The organism is Pseudomonas sp. MF6755 (assembly GCF_016405635.1).
Classification (GTDB): Bacteria; Pseudomonadota; Gammaproteobacteria; order Pseudomonadales; family Pseudomonadaceae; genus Aquipseudomonas; species Aquipseudomonas haemolytica.
This window is the reverse complement of sequence record NZ_JAEKDA010000002.1, coordinates 14,784-38,149: the sequence shown is the minus strand read 5'-3', so window position 1 is coordinate 38,149 and position 23,366 is coordinate 14,784. Positions and strand designations below refer to the sequence as shown.

Sequence of the window (23,366 nt, the reverse complement as noted above, 5' to 3'; positions counted from 1 at the left end):
GTGCGCACAAGCGCCAAAAAAACGGCCGCTGCAGGACAAGGAGAATAGCAAATGGCTAGTTCAACGATTTCCGGCCCAGGTTCGGGCTACGACACGCAAGCTATCGTCAAGGCGTTGGTGGGGGCCGAGCAAGCGCCCAAACAACAGCAGATCACCAACGAGCAAAAAACGGCCACCGTCCAATTGTCGGCAGTTGGTTCGATCAAGACGGCGCTGGAAGCCTACCAGGCGGCGATCACCAAGTTGAATAACCCCTCCGCGTTCAACGGGCTGGCGGCGACTTCCTCGGAAGAGAAAAACGCCAAAGTCACGTTGGGTGATGGTGCATCCAGCGGCAAATACCTGTTGAAGATCGCTAACCTGGCGACCGCTTCGAAAGTCACCACGGCGGTGAATGTTGATGGCGCATCGGGCAAGGCCAACAGCACGGACGAAGACCAGACGCTGACCATCAATCAGTCGGGCAAAAGCTACGACGTGGTGATCCCAGGTGGCGCAACCTTGCAACAGGTGCGCGAGTCGATCAACACCCAGCTTTCCTCACAGGGTATCAGTGCCAACGTATTGAGCGACTCCACTGGCGCGCGTCTGGTATTGACCTCGACGAATATGGGCGAAGGCACCGACATCACCCTCAGCGGCGATTCGCAACTGGCTACCGGGTATGACAAGGGCAAGGCGCCGACCAATGCCAAGTACTCCATCGATGGCATTGAAATGTCCTCCACTAGCAATAAGATCACTTCGGCGATCAGTGGTGTGACTCTGGACCTGTTGGATACCGTTGACATCACCAAGCCGACCACGATTACCGTGGCCAGCAACACTGACACGTTGAAAACCTCGGTACAGTCCTTCGTCAGTGCGTACAACACGCTGATGACCGCCATCAATACCCAGACCAAAGTTACTGCAACCGGTGACGCGTCGACCACCACCGCAGGTGCCTTGACCGGTGATGCATCGATGCGCCAACTGGTGAACAGCCTGCGCTCCGAACTGGTCAACGGCTCAGGCGCGGGTTCCATGACCAGTCTGGCACAGATGGGCATCACCACCGATCAGAAGACCGGTCTGCTGAGCCTGGACGACAAGACGTGGGACAAGGCTGTGGTCAAGGGCGCAGGCGATATTGCCAAGCTGTTCACCGGCGACACTGGCTTGATCACGCGCATGAACAAGGCGACCAAGAGCTACGTGGGTACCACGGGCACCCTCGCGACCCGAGCCACCGACCTCAACAACAAGCTGACCGACTTGACCAAAGAGACGGCCGATCTGACGCGGCGCATGGATGCATTGCAAAAATCCCTGACGGCCAAGTACACGGCGATGGACACCATGATCGCGCAGATCAACTCCAGTAGCTCCAGCATCATGACCACCCTCAACTCGCTGAACAATCCGAAGTCGAACTGATGGAGGGAGCGCTCACAGGCCCTGCTTCAGGGCCTTGGCGCAGGGTTCTGGATTAAAGTTTTTATCGCCACGGTCGAAAAACTGGTTAAGCAAACCTATTCGATTGTCGCCAGTAACGAGGTAGCAACATGAACCCGATGAGAGCCCTTCGCCAGTACCAGAAGGTCAGTTCCCATGCTCAGGTCTCCGAAGCCAGCCCGCACCGCTTGGTGCAGATGCTGATGGAGGGTGGCCTTGATCGCATGGCGCAGGCCAAGGGCGCATTGGCCCGTGGGGATATTGCCCAGAAAGGGCTAATGCTGGGCAAGGCGATTGAAATCATTTCCGGCCTGCGCGACGGCCTGGAGCCGGAAAAGGCCGAGGACCCGGCGGCAGTGCAACGGTTGGACGCCTTGTATGAATACATGAGCAATCGTTTGGTCGAGGCCAACCAGGTGAACGATGTCGAAATGATCGACGAAGTCGCCCGCCTGCTGATCACCGTCAAGACCGGCTGGGATGCCATCGCTCCACAATAAGGCCGATTGCCTCGAGGTACACATCATGAGCCACGCACTGCAACGCATCGACGAAACCCGCGAAGCCCTTCTCGGCGCGCTGGCGGATCGCAATTGGGAAGCTGTCGGCGAGTTGGACCTGGGTTGCCGCGCGGTGATTGATGAGGTGCTCAGCGAAGTGCCGGTGGACGAGGGCGCATTGCGCGAAAAACTGGAGAGCCTGCTGGTGGTGTATCAGCAGTTGCTTGAGGTGACGACCGGCGAACGCCAGGCGATTTTCGAAGAGATGTCGCAGATCAACCAAGCTAAAAATGCGTCAAAGGTTTACCATCTGTTCGGCTGAATGGGCTCAGTTGGTCCGAACGGCGCGTCATATATTTGACTGTGCCAGCATTTTTGACTTAACTAGTGCTGTTTTCAGATTTCAGACGTCTAGTAGGTAAGAAATCTTACAGACGTCTTGATTGCTCTCATTCCGGGGCAGGAAGTTTTACTAGGGAAGTTGCTATTGCATGTGGCGTGAAACCAAAATTCTGCTGATCGATGACGATAGCGTCCGCCGCCGTGATTTGGCGGTGATTTTAAATTTTCTCGGTGAAGAAAATTTGCCCTGCGGCAGCCACGATTGGCAGCAGGCGGTCAGCTCGTTGGCGTCGAGCCGTGAAGTCATTTGTGTGTTGATCGGGACGGTAAACGCTCCTGGTGCAGTTCTGGGCCTGTTAAAGACACTGTCGACCTGGGATGAGTTCCTTCCGGTGTTGCTGATGGGCGATATTTCTTCTGTGGACCTGCCAGAAGACCAGCGCCGCCGCGTGCTTTCCAATCTGGAAATGCCGCCCAGCTACAGCAAATTGCTCGACTCCCTGCACCGCGCCCAGGTCTATCGCGAGATGTACGACCAGGCCCGCGAGCGCGGCCGTCACCGTGAACCCAACCTGTTTCGCAGCCTCGTCGGTACCAGCCGTGCGATCCAGCACGTGCGCCAGATGATGCAGCAAGTGGCCGACACCGATGCCAGCGTGCTGATCCTCGGCGAGTCGGGCACCGGCAAGGAAGTGGTCGCACGTAACCTGCACTATCACTCCAAGCGTCGCGACGGGCCTTTTGTGCCGGTCAACTGCGGGGCGATCCCGGCAGAGCTGCTGGAAAGCGAGCTGTTCGGCCACGAGAAGGGCGCCTTTACCGGGGCGATCACCAGCCGTGCCGGGCGTTTCGAGCTGGCCAATGGCGGCACGCTGTTCCTTGATGAAATCGGCGACATGCCGTTGCCGATGCAGGTCAAGTTGCTGCGCGTATTGCAGGAGCGCACCTTTGAGCGCGTGGGCAGCAACAAGACCCAGAGCGTGGACGTGCGCATCATTGCCGCCACCCACAAGAACCTCGAAAGCATGATCGAGGTCGGCAGCTTCCGCGAAGACCTGTACTACCGCCTCAACGTATTCCCCATCGAGATGGCCCCGCTGCGCGAGCGCGTGGAAGACATTCCGTTGCTGATGAACGAGCTGATCTCGCGCATGGAGCACGAAAAACGCGGCTCCATTCGCTTCAACTCCGCTGCGATCATGTCGCTGTGCCGCCACGGCTGGCCGGGCAACGTCCGCGAGCTGGCCAATCTGGTAGAGCGCATGGCGATCATGCACCCCTATGGGGTGATCGGCGTGGTCGAGTTGCCGAAGAAATTCCGCTACGTCGACGATGAAGACGAGCAACTGGACAGCTTGCGCAGCGACATGGAAGAGCGCGTGGCGATCAACGGCCATACTCCAGACTTCGGCGCCACTGCCATGTTGCCGCCCGAAGGCCTGGACCTGAAAGACTACCTCGGCAACCTGGAACAAGGGCTGATCCAACAAGCCCTGGACGACGCCCATGGCATCGTCGCCCGCGCCGCCGAGCGCCTGCGTATCCGCCGAACCACCCTGGTGGAGAAGATGCGCAAGTACGGTATGAGCCGCAAAGAAGGGGATGAACAGGCGGAGGATTGACGCCTGTTTTTCAAGCCGCTGATTAATCAGCGGTTTTTTTTCGGCACGGGTATTGCTACAGCCCTCGCAACGTTCCGTTTAACTGACGGTCAGCCAAGCGAGAGAGCATGATGCCCCACGCCGCCCATTTAGCTTCGGCCCCTGCCATCCAGGGGCTGGTGTCGCCTGTAGAACCGCCGACCCGCCAGGGCCTGGAACAAGCTTTCTCACAGTTCAACCAGATGTCGAGCCAACTGACCGATTCCTACAGCCTGCTGGAAGCCCGGGTGTCCGAGCTTAAAGGCGAGCTGGCGGTGGTCAGCGCCCAGCGCATGCAAGAGCTGGCCGAGAAAGAGCGCCTGGCCAACCGTCTGCAAAACCTGCTGGATCTGTTGCCCGGTGGCGTGATCGTCATCGACGACCAGGGCCGCGTGCGCGAAGCCAACCCGGCCGCCTGCGACCTGCTCGGCCTGCCATTGGAGGGCGAGTTGTGGCGCGAAGTCATCATCCGCTGCTTTGCGCCGCGTGAAGACGACGGCCACGAAGTCTCCCTCAAGGACGGGCGTCGCCTGTCCATCGCCACCCGTTCCCTGGACGCTGAGCCGGGCCAACTGGTGCTGCTCAACGACCTGACAGAAACCCGTCACCTGCAAGACCAGTTGGCTCGCCATGAGCGCTTGTCATCGCTGGGGCGGATGGTCGCATCCTTGGCGCATCAGATCCGCACGCCATTGTCGGCGGCGTTGATCTACGCCAGTCATTTGACTGATGAGCAATTGCCCGCCGCCACTCACCAACGCTTTGCCGGGCGCCTCAAGGAGCGCCTGCATGAATTGGAGCACCAGGTGCGCGACATGCTGGTGTTTGCCCGTGGCGAATTGCCGCTGACTGACCGCATCACGCCGGCGGGGTTGATGCAGTCCCTGCAAGCGGCGGCGGCCACCCATGTCCAGGACGCCCACCTGCGTTGGCAGTGTGACAGTCACCACGGCGAGTTGCTGTGCAACCGCGACACGCTTGTCGGCGCGCTGCTCAACCTGATCGAAAATGCCACCCAGGCCAGCGGCCCGGGCGCACGCTTGAAGGTGCACCTCTATACCCGTGAGCAAACCTTGCGCTTGTGCATCAGCGACAGCGGCAGCGGCATCGACCCGCAGGTGCTGCAGCGCCTGGGTGAACCGTTTTTTACCACCAAGACCAACGGTACTGGCCTGGGCCTGACCGTGGTCAAGGCAGTGGCACGGGCCCATCAGGGAGAATTGCAGCTGCGTTCCCGCTTGGGGCGTGGCACGTGTGCATTGATGACCTTGCCGCTGTTTTCCAGCGCGGCAAGCGCGGAGTAAAGGGATTATGACTATCAAGGTTTTATTGGTGGAAGACGATCGCGCCCTGCGTGAAGCATTGGCAGACACGCTGCTGTTGGCGGGCCATGACTATCGGGCGGTCGGCTCTGCCGAGGAGGCCTTGGAGGCAGTCGAGCAGGAAGCCTTCAGCCTGGTGGTCAGCGACGTCAACATGCCCGGCATGGACGGCCATCAGTTGCTCGGCCTGCTGCGCGCACGCCAGCCGCAACTGCCGGTGTTGCTGATGACCGCCCATGGCGCGGTGGAACGGGCGGTGGACGCCATGCGCCAAGGCGCGGCGGATTACCTGGTCAAGCCGTTCGAGCCTAAGGCGTTGATCGAACTCGTCGCCCGGCATGCCCTGGGCGTGATTTCGGCGGCCGAGGGCGATGGCCCGATTGCTTTCGAGCCCGCCAGCGCGCAATTGCTGGAGCTGGCGGCGCGGGTGGCTCGCAGTGATTCGACTGTGCTGATTTCCGGCGAGTCCGGCACCGGTAAAGAAGTGCTGGCGCGCTATATCCACCAGCAATCCAGCCGTGCCAAGCAGCCGTTTATCGCGATCAACTGCGCGGCGATCCCCGACAACATGCTCGAAGCCACCTTGTTCGGCCACGAAAAGGGCTCGTTCACCGGCGCCATCGCGGCTCAGGCCGGCAAGTTCGAACAGGCCGACGGTGGCACCATCCTGCTCGACGAAATCTCGGAAATGCCCCTGGGCCTGCAAGCCAAGTTGCTGCGGGTGTTGCAGGAGCGTGAAGTAGAGCGGGTGGGCGCACGCAAGCCGATCCAGCTGGATATCCGCGTGGTTGCCACCACCAACCGCGACCTGGCCGGCGAAGTGGCGGCGGGGCGCTTCCGTGAAGACCTGTTCTACCGGCTCTCGGTGTTCCCCCTGGCCTGGCGCCCGTTGCGCGAGCGCCCGGCAGATATCCTTCCATTGGCCGAGCGCCTGCTGAACAACCACGTCAAAAAAATGAAGCATGCCCAGGCGCGGCTGTCGGCCGAGGCCCAGGCCTGCCTGGTCAGCTATCCATGGCCCGGTAACGTGCGCGAACTGGACAATGCGATCCAGCGCGCGCTGATTTTGCAGCAGGGTGGTTTGATCCAGCCGCAAGACTTCTGCCTGGCCATGGGCAATGGGGTTGCACCGTTGCCGAGCCTGGCGCCGGCCCCGCTGGTCGCCGAGGCTGAGTCAGCCGGTGCCTTGGGGGATGACCTGCGTCGCCGCGAATTCCAGATGATCATCGACACCCTGCGCGCCGAACGCGGCCGCCGCAAAGAAGCGGCCGAGCGCCTGGGCATCAGCCCGCGCACCTTGCGCTACAAGCTGGCGCAGATGCGCGACGCCGGTATGGATGTGGAAGCGTATCTTTTCGCCACCTAACCGGTAACAAGGTCGACAAGCTTTGTCGCCTTTTCTTACGAGTTGCTACAGAGCTGGCACCCTTGTTGCTACCACCCCTAGTAACCGCTGCGTAGTGTCAAAAAAATGCGGGTCGTCGGAGAGAGAAGGTCATGAGCCAGGGTATTGAGTTCAATCGGTTGATGTTGGATATGCGCTCCATGCAAATGGATGCCATGGCTCAACCGAAATCCGTCGCGTCAGCGCCGGAATTGGGCCAAAGCAGTTTTGCCGACATGCTCGGTCAGGCAATCAATAAAGTCAGTGATACCCAGCAGGCTTCCAGCCAGTTGGCCACTGCATTCGAGATCGGTAAAAGCGGCGTGGACCTCACCGATGTGATGGTCGCCTCGCAAAAGGCCAGTGTGTCCTTCCAGGCCTTGACCCAAGTGCGTAACAAGCTGGTTCAGGCTTATCAAGACATCATGCAGATGCCGGTTTAAGGACGAGATTTAAGTCATGGCAGAAGCAGTCTCCGACAACCTCCCCGCCAAGGCCGACGGCAAGCCGCCGTTGTTTGGCCTGTCGTTCCTGGAAAACCTCTCGGAAATGACCATGCTGCGTCAGGTGGGCCTGATGGTCGGCCTGGCTGCCAGCGTGGCGATTGGTTTTGCCGTGGTGTTGTGGTCGCAACAACCCGATTACCGGCCGCTGTACGGCAGCCTGGCGGGCATGGATTCCAAGCAGATCATGGAAACCCTCGCTGCCGCCGACATCGCCTACACCGTGGAGCCCAACTCCGGGGCGCTGCTGGTCAAGGCCGATGACGTGGCCCGTGCGCGGATGAAATTGGCCGCTGCTGGCGTGACGCCGTCCGACAGCAATATCGGCTTTGAAATCCTCGACAAGGACCAGGGCCTGGGTACCAGCCAGTTCATGGAAGCCACCCGCTACCGTCGTGGCCTGGAAGGCGAACTGGCGCGCACCATCTCCAGCCTGAATAACGTCAAGGGTGCCCGTGTGCACCTGGCGATTCCGAAAAGCTCGGTGTTCGTGCGTGACGAACGCAAGCCTAGCGCCTCGGTACTGGTTGAACTGTTTTCCGGCCGTTCCCTGGAGCCTGGCCAGGTGCTGGCGATCGTCAACCTGGTGGCCACCAGCGTTCCCGAATTGAGCAAGTCGCAAATCACCGTGGTCGACCAGAAGGGCAACCTGCTCTCTGACATGGCGGAAAACTCCGCGCTGACCCAGGCCGGCAAGCAGTTCGATTACAGCCGCCGCATGGAAAGCATGCTCACCCAGCGCGTGCACAACATTCTGCAGCCGGTATTGGGCAACGACCGCTACAAGGCCGAAGTGTCCGCCGACGTGGACTTCAGCGCCGTCGAGTCGACCTCCGAGCAATTCAACCCTGACCAGCCGGCCCTGCGCAGCGAGCAGTCCACCAGCGAACAACGCACCGCCAGCAATGGCCCGCAAGGTGTGCCGGGTGCTCTGAGCAACCAGCCACCGTCGCCAGCCTCGGCACCGCAGACCACCGGTGGCGCCGCCGCGACTGCCAGCGCGATCCAGCCTGGCCAGCCGCTGCTTGACGCCAACGGCCAGCAGATCATGGACCCGGCCACCGGCCAGCCAATGCTCGCACCGTACCCAGCGGACAAGCGTAACCAGTCCACCAAGAACTTCGAGCTCGACCGTTCCATCAGCCACACCAAACAGCAGCAGGGCAAGATCAATCGCCTGTCGGTGTCGGTAGTGGTCGATGACCAGGTCAAGGTCAATGCCGCTGACGGCGCCGTGACCCGCGCACCGTGGACCGCTGACGAATTGGCGCGCTTCACCCGCCTGGTGCAGGACGCCGTCGGTTTTGATGCCAGCCGTGGTGACAGCGTCAGCGTGATCAATATGCCGTTCTCCGCCGAACGCGGTGAAGTGATTGCCGACCCGGCGTTCTACACCCAGCCGTGGTTCTGGGACATCGTCAAGCAAGTACTGGGGGTGTTGTTCATCCTGGTGCTGGTATTTGGCGTGCTGCGCCCGGTGCTCAACAACATCACCGGTGGCGGCAAGAAACAGCTGGCCTTGGCCGGTGGCGACGTCGAGCTGGGTGGCATGGGCGGCCTGGATGGCGAACTGGCCAACGACCGCGTCAGCCTCGGCGGCCCGCAAAGCATCCTGTTGCCAAGCCCGAGCGAAGGCTATGACGCTCAGTTGAACGCAATCAAGAGTCTGGTGGCAGAAGACCCGGGCCGTGTGGCCCAGGTCGTGAAAGAGTGGATTAACGCAGATGAATGATCGAGCCGCTGTGGCCAAGCTTTCCCGGGTCGACAAAGCTGCAGTCCTGCTGCTGTCCCTGGGTGAAACCGACGCCGCCCAAGTGCTGCGCCATATGGGCCCTAAAGAGGTTCAGCGTGTGGGCGTGGCCATGGCGCAGATGCGCAATGTGCACCGCGAGCAAGTCGAGCAGGTGATGAGTGAGTTCGTCGAGATCGTCGGCGACCAGACCAGCCTGGGCGTTGGCTCCGACAGCTATATCCGCAAGATGCTCACCTCGGCACTGGGCGAAGACAAGGCCAACGGCCTGATCGACCGCATCCTGCTGGGCGGCAACACCAGTGGCCTGGACAGCCTCAAGTGGATGGAGCCGCGTGCGGTGGCCGACGTGATCCGCTACGAACACCCGCAGATCCAGGCGATTGTCGTGGCTTACCTGGACCCGGACCAGGCTGGCGAAGTACTCGGCCACTTCGACCATAAAGTGCGCCTGGACATCATCCTGCGCGTGTCGTCGCTGAACACCGTGCAGCCGGCGGCGCTGAAAGAGCTGAACACGATTCTCGAGAAGCAGTTTTCCGGCAACTCGAATGCCTCGCGCACCACCCTGGGTGGTATCAAGCGTGCGGCCGACATCATGAACTTCCTCGACAGCTCGGTCGAAGGCCAGTTGATGGACTCGATCCGCGAGATCGACGACACCCTGTCCGGCCAGATCGAAGACCTGATGTTCGTGTTCAACAACCTCGCCGATGTCGACGACCGTGGCATCCAGGCGCTGCTGCGCGAAGTCTCCTCCGACGTGCTGGTGCTGGCCCTCAAGGGTTCGGACGAAAACGTCAAGGAGAAGATCTTCAAGAACATGTCCAAGCGGGCGTCCGAGCTGTTGCGCGACGACCTGGAAGCCAAAGGCCCGGTACGCGTCAGCGACGTGGAAACCGCCCAGAAGGAAATCCTCACCATTGCCCGCCGTATGGCCGAAGCCGGAGAAATCGTTCTCGGCGGGAAGGGCGGCGAAGAAATGATCTAAGGCGCCTCCCATGTCGAACAAAGATGAGACGCCCAGCGATCTGATTCGCGCGCGGGATGTGGGCGGGTTCGACATCTGGTCGTTGCCCAGCTTCGATCCCCATGTGCCCGAACCTGAGCCTGCGCCGATCCAGGAAGCGCCTGCAGAAATGGAGGAAGTGCCGCTGGATGAAGTCCAGCCGCTGACCCTCGACGAGTTGGAAGCCATCCGCCAGGAGGCCTACAACGAAGGCTTTGCGGCAGGCGAAAAAGACGGCTTTCGCAGTACCACCCTCAAGGTTCGCCAGGAAGCCGAAGAGGCGCTCGCCACCAAGCTGACAAGTCTGGAGCGCCTGATGGGCAGCCTGTTCGACCCCATCGCCGAGCAGGACTCGCAGCTGGAAAAATCCATGGTCGGCCTGGTGCAGCACATCGCCCGCCAGGTGATCCAGCGTGAGTTGGTGCTGGACTCCAGCCAGATCGAAAGCGTGATGCGCGAGGCCCTCAAGCTGCTGCCCCTGGGCGTCGGCAATGTGCGGCTGTACATCAACCCGCAGGATTTCGAGCAAGTCAAAGCCCTGCGCGAACGCCATGAAGAAACCTGGCGCATCGTCGAAGACGCCGCGTTACTGCCCGGTGGTTGCCGTGTCGAGACTGAACACAGCCGTATCGATGCCACGGTGGAAACCCGTATCAGCCAGATCATGGCCAAATTGTTTGATCAACTGCATGAGCAAGCCCTGCATCCGGCAGAGCCTGACGTGAGCGTTGACCTGGGCGCCCCCGATGCGCCTTGATCGCACCAGCTTCGCCAAGCGCCTGGGCAGTTACGCCGAGGCGACCGAGTTGCCCGGCCAGCCGATCCTCGAAGGGCGCCTGCTGCGCATGGTCGGCCTGACCCTCGAAGCCGAGGGCCTGCGCGCCGCCATGGGCAGCCGCTGCATGGTGATCAACGACGACAGCTACCACCCGGTGCAGGTCGAAGCCGAAGTGATGGGCTTTTCCGGCAGCAAGATTTTCCTGATGCCGGTGGGTAGCCTAGCCGGCATTGCCCCCGGCGCGCGCGTGGTGCCGCTGGCCGATACCGGCCGCCTGCCCATGGGCATGAGCATGCTGGGTCGGGTGTTGGACGGCGCTGGGCGTGCGCTGGACGGCAAGGGTGGCATGAAAGCCGAAGATTGGGTGCCGATGGACGGGCCCACCATCAACCCACTCAAGCGCAACCCCATCAGCGTACCGCTGGACGTGGGTATTCGCAGCATCAACGGTTTATTGACGGTCGGTCGCGGCCAGCGCCTGGGCCTGTTCGCCGGTACCGGCGTGGGTAAGTCGGTGTTGCTGGGCATGATGACGCGCTTTACCGAGGCCGACATCATTGTGGTGGGGCTGATCGGTGAGCGTGGTCGTGAGGTCAAGGAGTTCATCGAGCACAGCCTTGGTGAAGAAGGGCTCAAGCGCTCGGTGGTGGTGGCTTCGCCTGCGGACGATGCACCACTGATGCGCCTGCGCGCTGCCATGTACTGCACACGCATCGCCGAATATTTTCGCGACAAGGGCAAGAACGTCCTGTTGCTGATGGACTCGCTCACGCGTTTCGCCCAGGCCCAGCGGGAAATTGCCCTGGCCATCGGCGAGCCACCGGCTACCAAAGGTTACCCACCGTCGGTGTTCGCCAAGCTGCCCAAGCTGGTGGAGCGCGCCGGTAACGCCGAGGCCGGCGGCGGCTCGATCACTGCGTTCTACACGGTATTGTCCGAAGGCGATGACCAGCAGGACCCGATTGCCGACTCGGCGCGGGGCGTACTCGACGGGCACATCGTGCTGTCACGGCGTCTGGCGGAGGAGGGGCATTACCCCGCCATCGACATCGAGGCGTCGATCAGCCGGGTCATGCCAGCGGTGGTCACGCCGGAGCACATGGCGCGTGCGCAGCATTTCAAGCAACTGTGGTCGCGCTATCAACAGAGCCGCGACCTGATCAGCGTCGGTGCCTATGTGGCGGGCGGTGATCGCGAGACCGACCTGGCGATTGCCTTGCAACCGCAACTGGTCAGCTACCTGCGCCAGGGTCTCAACGACAAGATCAGCATGGCCGAAAGTGAATCGCACCTGGGCTCGATTTTCGCCCCGGCGCCAGGCGGCTAAGCCATGGCCAACAGCCGCGCCGCCCGCCTGGCCCCGGTGGTGGACATGGCCGAAAAGGCCGAGAAAGCCGCGGTGCAACGCCTGGGTTATTTCCAGGGCCAGGTGCGCCTGGCCCAAAGCAAGCTGGGCGACTTGGAGCGCTTTCGCGGCGAGTACCAGCAGCAGTGGATCGAGCGCGGTAGCAAGGGCGTGTCCGGCCAGTGGCTGATGGGTTATCAGGGCTTTCTCAATCAACTTGAGACGGCTGTCGGTCAGCAACGCCAGAGCCTGGCCTGGCACGAAAGCAATCTCGACAAGGCCCGCGAGGCCTGGCAAGCGGCGTTTGCCCGGGTCGAGGGGCTGCGCAAGCTGGTGCAGCGCTATATCGACGAGGCACGGGCCCTCGAAGACAAGCGCGAGCAAAAGCTGCTCGATGAACTGTCCCAGCGCCTGCCCCGCCAAGAACAATTCTAACTAACGACGCAGGACAAATGTGGGAGGGGGCTTGCTCCCGATGGCGGTGTGTCAGTCAAAAAATCCATTGCTGACACACTGCCATCGGGAGCAAGCCCCCTCCCACATTTGAGCTGCTGTGTTGCCCATATCCCGTTCAACTGCTAAACCTTGTTGCACAGTGCCAATGACAAGGAAGCAGTCACATGTCAGTTGAGTCAGAAGTATCCCTGGATGGGAAGAAGTTGACGATCGCAATCAGGGGCCGGTTCGATTTCGGCAGCCACCAAAGCTTTCGGGATTCCTACGAGCGTTTCTATAAGGTGCCCGAGACCTATATCGTCGATCTCAAGGAGGCCACTTATATGGACAGTTCGGCCCTCGGCATGCTCCTGCTGCTACGTGATCATGCCGGCGGTGATGAGGCCGAGGTCCGCGTGATCAACAGTAACTCCGACGTGCGCAAGATCCTCGCCATCTCCAACTTCGACAAGCTGTTCGACATCTGTTGAGCGCCTTGGCCCCGGTTCTTGAAGCGCTGTGCATCCTGATCGCCGAAGACAGCGCGGCCGACCGGCTGTTGTTGTCCACTATCATCCGTCGCCAGGGCCACCAGGTGTTGACTGCCAGTAATGGTGCCGAGGCGGTTGAAGTCTTCACCCGTGAACGGCCGCAACTGGTGCTGATGGACGCGCTGATGCCGGTGATGGATGGCTTTGAAGCCGCCCGGCAGATCAAGCAACTGGCGGGTGAGGCGTTGGTGCCGATCATCTTCCTCACTTCGTTGCGCGAGAGCGAAGCCCTGGCCCAATGCCTGGATGCCGGCGGCGATGACTTCCTGCCCAAGCCCTACAACCCACTGATCCTGGCAGCCAAGATCAACGCCATGGACCGCCTGCGCCGCCTGCAGGCCACCGTGCTGCAACAGCGTGACCTGATCGCCAGGCACCACGAACACCTGATGCATGAGCAGCGGGTGGCCAAGGCGGTATTCGACAAGGTTGCTCACTCCGGTTGTATCAACGCCGCACCGAATATCCGCTACCTGCAATCGCCCTACGCGCTGTTCAACGGTGACTTGCTGCTGGCCGCCTATACGCCGTCCGGCGACATGCATGTGCTGCTCGGCGATTTCACCGGCCATGGCCTGCCAGCGGCCATCGGCGCCATGCCCTTGGCCGAAGTGTTCTACGGCATGACCGCCAAGGGCTATGGTCTGACGCAGACCCTGCGGGAAATGAACGCCAAGCTCAAACGTATCCTGCCGGTGGACATGTTCTGCTGTGCCACCTTGCTGTGCCTGAGCCCCCAGCGCCGGGCGGTGGAGGTGTGGAACGGCGGCATGCCCGAAGGCTACCTGCATGAAGTCGCCACGGGCAGGCGCACGCCGTTGATGTCGCGGCACTTGCCCTTGGGCGTGCTATCGGCAGAGGCATTTGATGACAGCACTGAGGTCTGGCCGATGGCCTTGGGCGACCGGGTGTTCCTGCTCTCCGATGGCGTGCTGGATACCGCTGACGCCAATGATCAACTGTTCGGCGCCGAGCGTTTGCAGCAGGTGTTCGCCGCCAACCGTGAGCCGGACCGCCTGTTCGAGGATATCGAGCACGCCCTGGCGGCCTTTCGTGGCCAGGCACGCGATGACGTCAGCATGGTCGAGATCACCTTGCTGTCCGGCCTGGCGCTGCGTGTGGCCGAGCCAATGTATGCCGACAGCGGCCAGTCATGCCCGCTGGATTGGTCGGTGAGTTTCGAGTTCCGCGCCCAGACCCTCCAGCGTTACAACCCACTGCCGTACTTGCTGCAACTGCTGTTGGAGGTCCACGGCCTTCGAGAGCAGAGCGGGGCGCTCTACAGTGTGATGGCCGAGTTGTATTCCAATGCCCTGGAACACGGCGTGTTGGGCCTGGATTCACGGCTCAAGCGCGATGCGCAGGGGTTTGCGCAGTACTATCGCCAGCGCAATGAGCGGCTGGCGCAATTGAACAGCGGTTATGTGCGCATACATGTACAGGTGGCGCCGACCGACAGCGGCGGCAAGATGACCCTGCGTATCGAAGACAGCGGGCCGGGTTTCGACGTAGAACAGGAGCTGGCGCGGCCTTTGGACGTCGACCGTCTGTCTGGCCGGGGCTTGAGCCTGGTGCGTCAATTGAGCAGCGCTGTACGCTGGTCTGATGGCGGGCGCAGCGTCTGCGTAGAGTTTTGCTGGAAGGCTCTGGCATAATCCGCCGATTCTTGATCAAGGAGCGAGCAAGTGGCTGAGATTCATTTGGACCCCGAGGTATTGTCGGGTTTGCAGGACGTCATGGAGAGCGAGTACCCCACGTTGCTGGAGACCTTCCTGCATGATTCCCAGGCGCGGGTCGAAGCGCTGCGCAACGCGCGCGACGATGCCAAGGCGTTGGGGCGGATTGCGCACAGTTTCAAGGGCAGCAGTGGCAACCTTGGGGCGGTGCGGTTGGCGCAGTTGTGTCAGCGGTTGGAGGCTGAGTCCGTTGGGCCGGCGTCGAACCTGGGAGCGTTGGTTGATCAGATTGATCATGAGTTTGCATTGGTGAAGCCGCTGTATGAGTCGGAACGCCAGCGCTTCAGTATCTGAATCAGCACCTTAAACCTGGCCCGACTCTTGCTCTATCTCCATTTACTGCATCCCCGACCCCCATGCAGTGGAGAACCTTACCTATGCCAGTCGCCCCTAATTCGCTCCTTCAGGCTGCCCCCGCGGCCAAGCCTCAAGCGCCTGCCGCCACCCCAGCGGTCGCGGTTGCGGCCCCGCGGGACAAGGGCCCTGGCTTTGCTCAAGTGTTTGCCAACCAAGGCAGCAAGCCGACGCTTACGGCCGATGACGGCGCAAACAAAGTCACACGGGACAAGCCTTCTGACGCCAGCGCCAAACCTGCCGCCGGTCACGACAAGCCTGCCGCCAGCAAGCCAGCGGTTGCCGATAGCGGCAATCCTTTGCCTGCCAAGCCACCGGCCAAGGCCGACGACGGCGCTGACAGCGATGGTGACAAAACCACTGACCCGTCCCAGGCGCAGCAACCCGCAGTTGATCCTGTGGTCGACCCGGCGGTGATCGCTGCCGTTACGCCCGTACCCGTAGCTGTGCAAGCCTCGGCACCCGCCGCGGCTGCCGAGGACGCGGCCCTGCCCGTCGCTGTGACCGATGAAGCCAAGCCGACGGCCTTCGACCCGGAGGCCGACCCCCTGGACTCGATGCCGGCCGTGCGCCTGGCGATGGAGCAGGGCGGTCACGTGTCGGCCAGCAGCCAGGCGCCACAGAAAACCGCGTCCGCGCCTCAGGATCAACCGACCGCCGCGCAGAGCTTTGCCGCCGGCCTGGCCACGATGGTCGACCAGCAAGCCACCAAGGACAGCACCGACCAAGGTGGCGACAAGGCCTTTGGTGGGCTGATTGATGACGGCCTCAAGGACCTCAAGAACGCCAGCAGCGACACCCGCGTGGATGACTTCGCCAACCGCCTGGCCGCGCTGACCCAGGCCGCCACGCCGAAAACCGCGAATGCCTTGCCTCCCGTGGCCAATGCACCGCTGGCCATGCATCAGAGCGGCTGGACCGAAGAAGTGGTCAACCGCGTGATGTACCTGTCCAGCGCCAACCTCAAGTCGGCGGAGATCCAATTGCAGCCGGCTGAGCTCGGGCGCCTGGACATCAAGGTCAACATGACGGCGGACCAGCAGGCCCAGGTCAGTTTCATGAGCGGCCATGCGATCGTGCGTGAGGCCCTGGAAAGCCAGTCTGGCCGCTTGCGCGAGATGTTTGCCCAGCAGGGTATGGGGCAGGTGGATGTGAATGTGTCCGACCAGTCTCGTGGCCAGGAGCAGCAGCAACAGCAAGGCCAAGCGCGGGGCGTGAGCGGTGGCGGTCGGCGTGGTGATAGCGCTGACACTGGCAGTCACGTTGACGTGGCTGAAGTGGCAGCGCCAGTGACCTCAACCGTGATCGGCTCCAGCGCCGTCGACTACTACGCCTGACCTGAGTCAAATAGAGATCCAAATGTGGGAGGGGGCTTGCTCCCGATAGCGGTGCATCAGCTAAGGATGTCTTGACTGACACACTGCAATCGGGAGCAAGCCCCCTCCCACATTTGATGTGTGTTGCCAGGCTGCCAGACAACTCTGGCATAACACTTGCTCTTGCCTTCCCGTAGATCTATGAATCCCCGAATAGTGACGGATTATTGGCATGGCGAAGAGCGACGACGCAGCAACTCCCCCCGCAGGCAAAGGCAAGCTCAAGCTGATCCTGTTGATTGTGCTGGGCCTGCTCCTGGCCATCGGTGCCTCGATTGGCGGCACCTGGTACATCATGCACAGCAGTGCAAGCAAGCCGGCACCCGCCGCCGAAACCGCCACTAACGTCAAGCAACCGGCAATCTTCGAGCAGATGCTTCCGGCCTTTGTTGCCAATTACAACGTGAACGGTCGTCAGCGCTACTTGCAGGTGAGCATTACCTTGCTGGCGCGCAACCAGGCGGACCTGGATGCCCTCAAAGTGCATATGCCGGTGATCCGTAACAACCTGGTAATGCTGTTCTCCGGCCAGAGCTTCGACAACCTGGCCACCCCGGTCGGCCAGGAAATGCTGCGTCAGAAGGTCACTGCCAGCGTGCAGGAAGTGGCCCAGAAAGAACTCGGCAAAGTCGTGGTCGAGCAGGCGCTCTTCACTAACTTCGTATTGCAGTAGGATCACGACATGGCCGTGCAAGACCTGCTGTCCCAGGATGAAATCGACGCGCTGTTGCATGGTGTGGACGATGGTCTGGTACAGACCGAAATGGCTGCCGAGCCCGGCAGTGTCAAAAGTTATGACCTGACCAGCCAGGATCGCATCGTCCGTGGACGCATGCCGACCCTGGAAATGATCAACGAACGCTTTGCCCGCTATACCCGTATCAGCATGTTCAACATGCTGCGCCGTTCAGCCGACGTGGCCGTGGGCGGCGTGCAGGTGATGAAGTTCGGTGAATACGTGCACTCGCTGTACGTGCCCACCAGTCTCAACCTGGTCAAGATCAAGCCGTTGCGTGGCACCGCGCTGTTCATCCTCGACGCCAAGCTGGTGTTCAAGCTGGTGGACAACTTCTTTGGTGGCGACGGCCGTCACGCCAAGATCGAAGGGCGTGAGTTCACCCCTACCGAATTGCGTGTAGTGCGCATGGTGCTGGAACAGGCCTTCATCGACCTGAAGGAAGCCTGGCAAGCGATCATGGAAGTCAACTTCGAGTACATCAACTCGGAAGTGAACCCGGCCATGGCCAACATCGTCGGCCCCAGCGAGGCCATCGTGGTGTCGACCTTCCACATCGAACTCGATGGCGGTGGCGGCGACCTGCACGTGACCATGCCGTACTCGATGATCGAACCGGTGCGCGAAATGCTCGACGCCGGCTTCCAGTCGGATCTCGACGACCAGGACGAGCGCTGGGTCAAGGCTCTGCGCGAAGACCTGCTGGACGTCGACGTGCCGCTGAGCGCCACCGTCGCCCGTCGGCAATTGCGCCTGCGGGATATTTTGCACATGGCGCCTGGGGACATCATCCCGGTGGAGCTGCCGGAAGAGCTGATCATGCGCGCCAACGGCGTGCCGTCGTTCAAGGTCAAGCTCGGTTCCCACAAGGGCAACCTGGCTTTGCAAGTGGTTGAGCCGATCAACCGTCGCTGATCCCTATTTATGATTGTTTGCTTCGCCGAGGACATGTAATGGCTACCGAACACGAAAACACTTCCGCCGAAGACCAGGCCCTGGCTGACGAGTGGGCTGCGGCCCTGGAAGAGACCGGCGATGTTGGGCAGGACGATATCGACGCGCTGCTGGCCGCCGATGCTGCCACCGCACCGGCCGGCAACCGCCTGCCGATGGAAGAATTCGGCAGCGTGCCGAAGAACAACGAGCCGGTGACCCTCGATGGCCCGAACCTGGATGTGATCCTCGATATCCCGGTGTCGATCTCCATGGAAGTGGGCAGCACCGAAATCAACATCCGCAACCTGCTGCAACTCAACCAGGGTTCGGTGATCGAGCTGGACCGCCTGGCCGGTGAGCCATTGGACGTGCTGGTCAACGGCACCCTGATCGCCCATGGCGAGGTGGTGGTAGTCAACGAGAAGTTCGGCATCCGCCTGACGGACGTGATCAGCCCGAGCGAACGCATCAAGAAGTTGCGCTGAGATGAAGTACTCGATGGCGGGACTGTTGCTGGCGCTGCCATTGAGCGCCCTGGCGGCTGAGCCGGTGGCGCAAGCGGCGGCTGCGGCGCCCGTAGTCAGCAGCGGTGTTGGCGGGCAATTGACCCAGCTTGTGCTGGGATTGTTGCTGGTGGTCGGCTTGATCTTCGTGCTCGCCTGGCTGATGCGCCGCGTGCAGAGCATCGGCCCAGGCAATGCGCAGGTTATCGAACTGGTCGGCTCGCGTGCCCTCGGCCCGCGCGATCGTCTGGTACTGGTGCAAGTCGGCGAGGAGCAGATCCTGCTCGGCATTACCCCCGGCCGCATCACCCCGCTGCACGTACTCAAGACACCGGTGGACGCGGCCAAGACTGAGGCCGCTACGCCAGAATTCGCCCAGCGCCTGATGGAGTTGCTGGGCAAGGATCAGAAGGATAAGAAGTAATGCGCGTTTTATTGACGCTCATGCTGTTGCTGGCCGCGCCGTTGGCGATGGCTGCAGACCCGTTGTCGATCCCGGCGATCACCTTGGGCACCAACGCGGCCGGTGCCCAGGAGTACTCGGTCAGCCTGCAGATCCTGCTGATCATGACGGCGCTGAGCTTTATCCCGGCGTTTGTCATGCTGATGACCAGTTTCACGCGGATCATCATCGTCTTCTCGATCCTGCGCCAGGCCCTGGGCCTGCAGCAGACGCCGTCGAACCAGATCCTCACCGGCATGGCCCTGTTCCTGACGCTGTTCATCATGGCGCCAGTGTTCGACAAGGTGAACCAGCAAGCCCTGCAACCGTATCTGGCAGAAAAACTCAACGCCCAGGACGCCATCGACAAGGCCCAGGGCCCGATCAAGGACTTCATGCTGTCGCAAACCCGCTCCAGCGACCTTGAACTGTTCATGCGCCTGTCCAAGCGTACCGACATCGCCACCCCCGACCAGGCGCCGCTGACTATCCTGGTGCCGGCGTTCGTCACCTCTGAATTGAAGACCGCGTTCCAGATCGGTTTCATGATCTTTATCCCGTTCCTGATCATCGACCTGGTGGTGGCGAGCGTGCTGATGGCCATGGGCATGATGATGCTGTCGCCGCTGATTATTTCGTTGCCGTTCAAGATCATGCTGTTTGTGCTGGTGGACGGCTGGGCGCTGATTATCGGCACCCTGGCCGGCAGTTTCGGAGGGGTATAGCGCTATGACCCCAGAAGTCGCCGTCGACCTGTTCCGTGAAGCGCTGTGGCTGACCACCATGATGGTTGCCGTGCTGGTGGTGCCGAGCCTGTTGGTGGGCCTGTTGGTGGCGATGTTCCAGGCCGCGACCCAGATCAACGAACAAACTCTGAGCTTCCTGCCACGCCTGCTGGTGATGCTGGTCACCCTGATTGTCGCCGGCCCGTGGCTGGTGCAAACCTTCATGGAATACATCCTGCAGCTGTACGGCAGTATTCCGCAGTTGATCGGCTGAGCCCATGCAGTCCGTGCTGGCCTTGACCGACACCCAGATCAGCACCTGGGTGGCCGCTTTCATCTTGCCGCTGTTTCGCGTCACGGCGGTGCTGATGACCATGCCGGTGTTCGGTACCACCTTGGTGCCACGGCGCATCCGCCTGTATTTCGCCGTCGCCATTACCGTGGTGATCGTGCCCGGTTTGCCACCGATGCCGCCGGTGAATGCGCTGGACTTGAGTGCGCTGTTGCTGATTGCCGAACAGATACTCATCGGTGCGGTGTTGGGCTTCTCCCTCACGCTGTTCTTCCAGGCGTTTGTGATTGCCGGGCAAATCGTCTCGATCCAGATGGGCATGGGCTTTGCCTCGATGGTCGACCCTACCAACGGCGTGTCGGTGGCGGTGATCGGTCAATTCCTGACCATGCTGGTGACCTTGCTGTTCCTGGCCATGAACGGCCACCTGGTAGCGTTCGAGGTGCTTACCGAAAGCTTCACCACCTTGCCGGTGGGTTCGGGCCTGGTGGTCAATCATTTCTGGGAGCTGGTGGGGCGTCTCAGCTGGGTGCTGGGCGCGGCGTTGCTGCTGGTGTTGCCGGCGATCACCGCGCTGCTGGTGGTCAACATTGCGTTTGGCGTGATGACTCGGGCGGCGCCGCAACTGAACATTTTCTCGATTGGTTTCCCCTTGACCCTGGTGTTGGGCATGGGGATTTTCTGGATCGGCATGGCCGACATTCTCAATCAGTATCAACCGCTGGCCACCGACGCCTTGCAGTTCTTACGTGACCTGGCACGGGCGCGCTGAGCCATGGCCGAAAGCGAGAGTGGTCAGGACAAAACAGAAGACCCCACGGAGAAACGCAAAAAGGACTCCAGGGAAAAGGGCGAGATTGCGCGCTCCAAAGAGCTGAATACCTTCGCCACCATGATGGCCGGTGCCGGTGCCCTGCTGATCTACGGCGGTGGCCTGGCGCTGGACCTGATGGAGCTGATGAAGCTCAATTTCAGCCTGCCCCGTGAAGTGCTGCTCAGCCCCGGCGCCATGGGCCAGTACCTGCTGCACTCGGGCAAGATCGCGATTCTGGCGGTACAGCCGGTGTTGATCACCTTGTTGCTGGCCGCGCTGATCGGCCCGGTCGCCCTCGGCGGCTGGTTGTTCGCGGCGGGCAGCATGGCGCCAAAGTTCAGCCGCATGAACCCAGGGGCCGGGCTCAAGCGCATGTTTTCCGCCAAGGCGCTGGTGGAATTGCTCAAGGCCCTGGCGAAATTCATCCTGATTCTGTTCGTGGCCCTGGTTGTGCTGTCGTCCGACATCGATGATTTGCAACGTATCGCCCATGAACCGCTGGAGTCAGCGATCATCCACAGCGTGCAAGTGGTGGGGTGGAGTGCACTGTGGATGGCCCTCGGGTTGATCCTCATCGCAGCGGTGGACGCACCGATCCAGCTGTGGGAAAGCCACAAGAAACTGCTGATGACCAAGCAGGAAGTACGCGACGAACACAAGGATCAGGAAGGCCGCCCCGAGGTCAAGCAGCGCATTCGCCAGCTGCAGCGGGAAATGTCCCAACGCAAGATGATGGCTGCCGTGCCCGATGCCGACGTGGTCATCACCAACCCGACCCACTACGCCGTTGCCCTCAAGTACGACCCCGAGAAAGGTGGCGCACCGATGCTGCTGGCCAAGGGCAGCGACTTTACCGCCCTGAAAATCCGTGAAATCGCCGTCGCCAACGACATCCTGCTGCTGGAATCGCCGGCGCTGGCGCGGTCGATCTTCTATTCCACGGACCTTGACCAGGAAATCCCTGCCGGCCTGTACCTGGCGGTGGCGCAGGTGTTGGCGTACGTCTATCAGATCCGCCAATACCGCGCCGGCAAGGGCAAACGGCCTGACCCGCTCAAAGACCTGCCGATTCCACCTGATTTGCGTCGCGACACTTAAAACCGCTCTCTGACCTGTCAACTTTGACAGTAGCCATTACGCCGCCTTCACTGTTTGATACAGCGATGAGGCGCGCAGCCATGCGCGGCTCGGGAGGCGGTGATGGATAGGGGTTCGGTCAGGTGGTTCGATGCGGTCAAGGGCATTGGCTTTATTGCCCGGGATCTTGATGGCAATGAGGTTGCTGTTGAACCCAAAGGCGCTAAGTGCGGTGAAGCCCCGCCAGCCGTTCCCAGGCTTCGAAAAACCCGCAAGCGAAAAAAAACACCGGACGCATGATTCGCTGGCCTTAGCACCTATCGACCACTTGCGTCTACCTGTCAACTTTGACAGTAGCCACAGTGCGCTTTCCGTTGTTTATTACCCTTCGCGCATGTAGTAAACGAGCTGCGGGGAGAGCGGTATTGAAGGTGGCTACAGGTACTGTCAAATCCTATGAGTTGACCCGCGGCGAGTGGTTGATTGCGTTGGACGACGGGGAAGAAAACGTCTTCATCGATTGGAGCGATTGGCATTGGGCTGCACTGTCGATTGGTGAGCAGATAATGTTTCAGATGATCCATAAACCCCAGGGCGTTTACGCACTTCCCATTAGTGCGTGTAACGACACAGAGGCGGGTCCAAAGGTGTAAGGGAGAGCGGAAATGGCAACCGGTACTGTGAAGTGGTTTAACGCGGAGAAGGGGTTTGGTTTTATTACCCCGGATGATGGGAGTACGGATGTTTTTGCCCATTACTCGGCAATTCAGTCGCATGGGTTCAAAAGCCTGGAAGAAAACCAAAAAGTAGAATATGACCTAGCCCAAGGACCAAAAGGCCCTCAGGCCGATAATATACGGCCTATTTAAAGGCTCAAATGTGGGAGGGGGCTTGCCCCCGATAGCACTGGCTCAGTCAATGAATCTACTGCCTGACACAGAGCCATCGGGAGCAAGCCCCCTCCCACATTTGACCTGGTTTGTACTTCTATCAGATCAGTCAATTGCCAGGCCGTCACGGGGACGCGCCGGACTGCCATTTGTCAGAAGGCACGGCCCACCTGTCAATGTTGACAGTAGTTCGCCCACTACTTGCGCGCGTAGGCTTGGACAGGGACTTGTGGCCACGCCAGGGGGGCGGTCACGTAGGAGTGTCAAGGAGAGTCTTCATGGAAAAAGGTACCGTTCGTGTGTTCAACAAAGAGAATCAATTTGCGGAAATCCAGCCGGATGAAGGCGAGGGTAGGGTGACTGCGTATGAGGAGGCACTTAGCACCGCGAAGCTGACTGATCTACAAGAGGGGGACAGGGTGATTTACGAGGTACGCAGCGATGGCCACGTTAGCCACATCAGGCTCGTTAGGTCTTAACCCTCAATAG

At 60.9% G+C, this 23,366-nt stretch carries 26 protein-coding genes; all 26 read left to right on the top strand.

From position 1 onward, the window contains the following. The first annotated feature begins 51 nt into the window (after positions 1 to 51). The 26 genes from fliD to JFT66_RS02445 all read left to right on the top strand — a co-directional run bounded on the left by fliD (position 52) and on the right by JFT66_RS02445 (position 23,356). On the top strand, positions 52 to 1,419 hold the full coding sequence (fliD, locus tag JFT66_RS02570; RefSeq protein ID WP_153838108.1) for a flagellar filament capping protein FliD: 1,368 nt from the start codon (positions 52 to 54) through the stop codon (positions 1,417 to 1,419). 128 nt (positions 1,420 to 1,547) lie between these two features. Next, on the top strand, positions 1,548 to 1,937 hold the full coding sequence (fliS, locus tag JFT66_RS02565; protein WP_153871078.1) for a flagellar export chaperone FliS: 390 nt from the start codon (positions 1,548 to 1,550) through the stop codon (positions 1,935 to 1,937). A 25-nt stretch (positions 1,938 to 1,962) separates the two neighbouring features. After that, positions 1,963 to 2,259: a flagellar protein FliT gene (locus tag JFT66_RS02560; RefSeq protein ID WP_153838106.1), complete on the top strand. Its 297-nt coding sequence runs from the start codon at positions 1,963 to 1,965 to the stop codon at positions 2,257 to 2,259. A gap of 169 nt (positions 2,260 to 2,428) precedes the next feature. Continuing rightward, entirely contained in the window at positions 2,429 to 3,901 is a 1,473-nt protein-coding gene (locus tag JFT66_RS02555; RefSeq protein WP_034117089.1) for a sigma-54 dependent transcriptional regulator, read from the top strand. Positions 3,902 to 4,011: 110 nt separating this feature from the next. Then, positions 4,012 to 5,223 (top strand): sensor histidine kinase, encoded by a 1,212-nt coding sequence (locus tag JFT66_RS02550; RefSeq protein WP_233097000.1) that lies wholly within the window; start codon positions 4,012 to 4,014, stop codon positions 5,221 to 5,223. 7 nt (positions 5,224 to 5,230) lie between these two features. After that, the gene (locus tag JFT66_RS02545; RefSeq protein WP_034117088.1) at positions 5,231 to 6,607 is read left to right on the top strand and encodes a sigma-54-dependent transcriptional regulator; all 1,377 of its coding nucleotides are present in this window, start codon (positions 5,231 to 5,233) and stop codon (positions 6,605 to 6,607) included. Between the two features lie 131 nt (positions 6,608 to 6,738). After that, positions 6,739 to 7,068: a flagellar hook-basal body complex protein FliE gene (fliE, locus tag JFT66_RS02540; RefSeq protein WP_034117087.1), complete on the top strand. Its 330-nt coding sequence runs from the start codon at positions 6,739 to 6,741 to the stop codon at positions 7,066 to 7,068. 16 nt (positions 7,069 to 7,084) lie between these two features. Beyond that, positions 7,085 to 8,860 (top strand): flagellar basal-body MS-ring/collar protein FliF, encoded by a 1,776-nt coding sequence (gene fliF / locus JFT66_RS02535; protein ID WP_198858694.1) that lies wholly within the window; start codon positions 7,085 to 7,087, stop codon positions 8,858 to 8,860. Continuing rightward, positions 8,853 to 9,869, top strand: a complete 1,017-nt coding sequence (gene fliG / locus JFT66_RS02530; RefSeq protein ID WP_003192957.1) for a flagellar motor switch protein FliG — start codon at positions 8,853 to 8,855, stop codon at positions 9,867 to 9,869. The genes fliF and fliG overlap by 8 nt, the downstream gene beginning before the upstream one ends. A 10-nt stretch (positions 9,870 to 9,879) precedes the next feature. Beyond that, positions 9,880 to 10,644: a flagellar assembly protein FliH gene (gene fliH, locus JFT66_RS02525; protein WP_034117085.1), complete on the top strand. Its 765-nt coding sequence runs from the start codon at positions 9,880 to 9,882 to the stop codon at positions 10,642 to 10,644. Next, positions 10,634 to 11,992 (top strand): flagellar protein export ATPase FliI, encoded by a 1,359-nt coding sequence (gene fliI / locus JFT66_RS02520; protein ID WP_034117084.1) that lies wholly within the window; start codon positions 10,634 to 10,636, stop codon positions 11,990 to 11,992. The genes fliH and fliI overlap by 11 nt, the downstream gene beginning before the upstream one ends. Positions 11,993 to 11,995: 3 nt before the next feature. Next, complete coding sequence (fliJ, locus tag JFT66_RS02515) at positions 11,996 to 12,445, top strand: flagellar export protein FliJ (RefSeq protein WP_034117083.1); 450 nt, start codon at positions 11,996 to 11,998, stop codon at positions 12,443 to 12,445. Positions 12,446 to 12,630: 185 nt separating this feature from the next. Beyond that, a complete protein-coding gene (locus JFT66_RS02510; protein WP_153871075.1) occupies positions 12,631 to 12,936 on the top strand; it encodes an STAS domain-containing protein in 306 nt (101 codons plus the stop codon). Then, entirely contained in the window at positions 12,933 to 14,651 is a 1,719-nt protein-coding gene (locus JFT66_RS02505; RefSeq protein ID WP_198858693.1) for an ATP-binding SpoIIE family protein phosphatase, read from the top strand. The genes JFT66_RS02510 and JFT66_RS02505 overlap by 4 nt, the downstream gene beginning before the upstream one ends. Positions 14,652 to 14,681: 30 nt before the next feature. After that, positions 14,682 to 15,026: an Hpt domain-containing protein gene (locus tag JFT66_RS02500; protein ID WP_034117080.1), complete on the top strand. Its 345-nt coding sequence runs from the start codon at positions 14,682 to 14,684 to the stop codon at positions 15,024 to 15,026. 83 nt (positions 15,027 to 15,109) lie between these two features. Beyond that, positions 15,110 to 16,423 (top strand): flagellar hook-length control protein FliK, encoded by a 1,314-nt coding sequence (locus JFT66_RS02495; RefSeq protein ID WP_198858692.1) that lies wholly within the window; start codon positions 15,110 to 15,112, stop codon positions 16,421 to 16,423. Between the two features lie 211 nt (positions 16,424 to 16,634). After that, the gene (gene fliL, locus JFT66_RS02490) at positions 16,635 to 17,135 is read left to right on the top strand and encodes a flagellar basal body-associated protein FliL (RefSeq protein WP_034117078.1); all 501 of its coding nucleotides are present in this window, start codon (positions 16,635 to 16,637) and stop codon (positions 17,133 to 17,135) included. Between the two features lie 9 nt (positions 17,136 to 17,144). Then, complete coding sequence (gene fliM / locus JFT66_RS02485) at positions 17,145 to 18,113, top strand: flagellar motor switch protein FliM (protein ID WP_153838100.1); 969 nt, start codon at positions 17,145 to 17,147, stop codon at positions 18,111 to 18,113. Between the two features lie 38 nt (positions 18,114 to 18,151). Next, positions 18,152 to 18,619, top strand: coding sequence for a flagellar motor switch protein FliN (gene fliN / locus JFT66_RS02480; RefSeq protein ID WP_010208756.1), 468 nt, complete (start codon positions 18,152 to 18,154; stop codon positions 18,617 to 18,619). Position 18,620: 1 nt separating this feature from the next. After that, positions 18,621 to 19,061 (top strand): flagellar biosynthetic protein FliO, encoded by a 441-nt coding sequence (gene fliO, locus JFT66_RS02475; RefSeq protein WP_034117076.1) that lies wholly within the window; start codon positions 18,621 to 18,623, stop codon positions 19,059 to 19,061. Further along, complete coding sequence (gene fliP, locus JFT66_RS02470) at positions 19,061 to 19,804, top strand: flagellar type III secretion system pore protein FliP (RefSeq protein WP_034117075.1); 744 nt, start codon at positions 19,061 to 19,063, stop codon at positions 19,802 to 19,804. Before fliO ends, fliP begins: the two co-directional genes overlap by 1 nt. 4 nt (positions 19,805 to 19,808) lie before the next feature. Further along, complete coding sequence (gene fliQ, locus JFT66_RS02465) at positions 19,809 to 20,078, top strand: flagellar biosynthesis protein FliQ (protein WP_003175300.1); 270 nt, start codon at positions 19,809 to 19,811, stop codon at positions 20,076 to 20,078. A gap of 4 nt (positions 20,079 to 20,082) precedes the next feature. Beyond that, complete coding sequence (gene fliR / locus JFT66_RS02460; protein ID WP_034117074.1) at positions 20,083 to 20,868, top strand: flagellar biosynthetic protein FliR; 786 nt, start codon at positions 20,083 to 20,085, stop codon at positions 20,866 to 20,868. 3 nt (positions 20,869 to 20,871) lie between these two features. Next, positions 20,872 to 22,008 (top strand): flagellar biosynthesis protein FlhB, encoded by a 1,137-nt coding sequence (gene flhB / locus JFT66_RS02455; protein ID WP_198858691.1) that lies wholly within the window; start codon positions 20,872 to 20,874, stop codon positions 22,006 to 22,008. Positions 22,009 to 22,652: 644 nt separating this feature from the next. Continuing rightward, positions 22,653 to 22,856 (top strand): cold-shock protein, encoded by a 204-nt coding sequence (locus JFT66_RS02450; RefSeq protein ID WP_034117071.1) that lies wholly within the window; start codon positions 22,653 to 22,655, stop codon positions 22,854 to 22,856. Between the two features lie 299 nt (positions 22,857 to 23,155). Continuing rightward, on the top strand, positions 23,156 to 23,356 hold the full coding sequence (locus JFT66_RS02445; RefSeq protein ID WP_034117070.1) for a cold-shock protein: 201 nt from the start codon (positions 23,156 to 23,158) through the stop codon (positions 23,354 to 23,356). Positions 23,357 to 23,366: the final 10 nt, after the last annotated feature.

Coding starts and splice junctions, on each gene's coding strand:
- JFT66_RS02560 (WP_153838106.1), top strand. CDS start 1,963: ATGAGCCACGCACTGCAACGCATCGACGAAACCCGCGAAGCCCTTCTC.
- fliF (WP_198858694.1), top strand. CDS start 7,085: ATGGCAGAAGCAGTCTCCGACAACCTCCCCGCCAAGGCCGACGGCAAG.
- JFT66_RS02550 (WP_233097000.1), top strand. CDS start 4,012: ATGCCCCACGCCGCCCATTTAGCTTCGGCCCCTGCCATCCAGGGGCTG.
- fliQ (WP_003175300.1), top strand. CDS start 19,809: ATGACCCCAGAAGTCGCCGTCGACCTGTTCCGTGAAGCGCTGTGGCTG.
- fliM (WP_153838100.1), top strand. CDS start 17,145: ATGGCCGTGCAAGACCTGCTGTCCCAGGATGAAATCGACGCGCTGTTG.
- fliI (WP_034117084.1), top strand. CDS start 10,634: ATGCGCCTTGATCGCACCAGCTTCGCCAAGCGCCTGGGCAGTTACGCC.
- fliH (WP_034117085.1), top strand. CDS start 9,880: ATGTCGAACAAAGATGAGACGCCCAGCGATCTGATTCGCGCGCGGGAT.
- JFT66_RS02545 (WP_034117088.1), top strand. CDS start 5,231: ATGACTATCAAGGTTTTATTGGTGGAAGACGATCGCGCCCTGCGTGAA.
- fliD (WP_153838108.1), top strand. CDS start 52: ATGGCTAGTTCAACGATTTCCGGCCCAGGTTCGGGCTACGACACGCAA.
- fliP (WP_034117075.1), top strand. CDS start 19,061: ATGCGCGTTTTATTGACGCTCATGCTGTTGCTGGCCGCGCCGTTGGCG.
- JFT66_RS02510 (WP_153871075.1), top strand. CDS start 12,631: ATGTCAGTTGAGTCAGAAGTATCCCTGGATGGGAAGAAGTTGACGATC.
- fliR (WP_034117074.1), top strand. CDS start 20,083: ATGCAGTCCGTGCTGGCCTTGACCGACACCCAGATCAGCACCTGGGTG.
- fliG (WP_003192957.1), top strand. CDS start 8,853: ATGAATGATCGAGCCGCTGTGGCCAAGCTTTCCCGGGTCGACAAAGCT.
- JFT66_RS02495 (WP_198858692.1), top strand. CDS start 15,110: ATGCCAGTCGCCCCTAATTCGCTCCTTCAGGCTGCCCCCGCGGCCAAG.
- JFT66_RS02555 (WP_034117089.1), top strand. CDS start 2,429: ATGTGGCGTGAAACCAAAATTCTGCTGATCGATGACGATAGCGTCCGC.
- fliE (WP_034117087.1), top strand. CDS start 6,739: ATGAGCCAGGGTATTGAGTTCAATCGGTTGATGTTGGATATGCGCTCC.
- fliS (WP_153871078.1), top strand. CDS start 1,548: ATGAACCCGATGAGAGCCCTTCGCCAGTACCAGAAGGTCAGTTCCCAT.
- JFT66_RS02445 (WP_034117070.1), top strand. CDS start 23,156: ATGGAAAAAGGTACCGTTCGTGTGTTCAACAAAGAGAATCAATTTGCG.
- fliL (WP_034117078.1), top strand. CDS start 16,635: ATGGCGAAGAGCGACGACGCAGCAACTCCCCCCGCAGGCAAAGGCAAG.
- fliJ (WP_034117083.1), top strand. CDS start 11,996: ATGGCCAACAGCCGCGCCGCCCGCCTGGCCCCGGTGGTGGACATGGCC.
- fliN (WP_010208756.1), top strand. CDS start 18,152: ATGGCTACCGAACACGAAAACACTTCCGCCGAAGACCAGGCCCTGGCT.
- fliO (WP_034117076.1), top strand. CDS start 18,621: ATGAAGTACTCGATGGCGGGACTGTTGCTGGCGCTGCCATTGAGCGCC.
- JFT66_RS02450 (WP_034117071.1), top strand. CDS start 22,653: ATGGCAACCGGTACTGTGAAGTGGTTTAACGCGGAGAAGGGGTTTGGT.
- flhB (WP_198858691.1), top strand. CDS start 20,872: ATGGCCGAAAGCGAGAGTGGTCAGGACAAAACAGAAGACCCCACGGAG.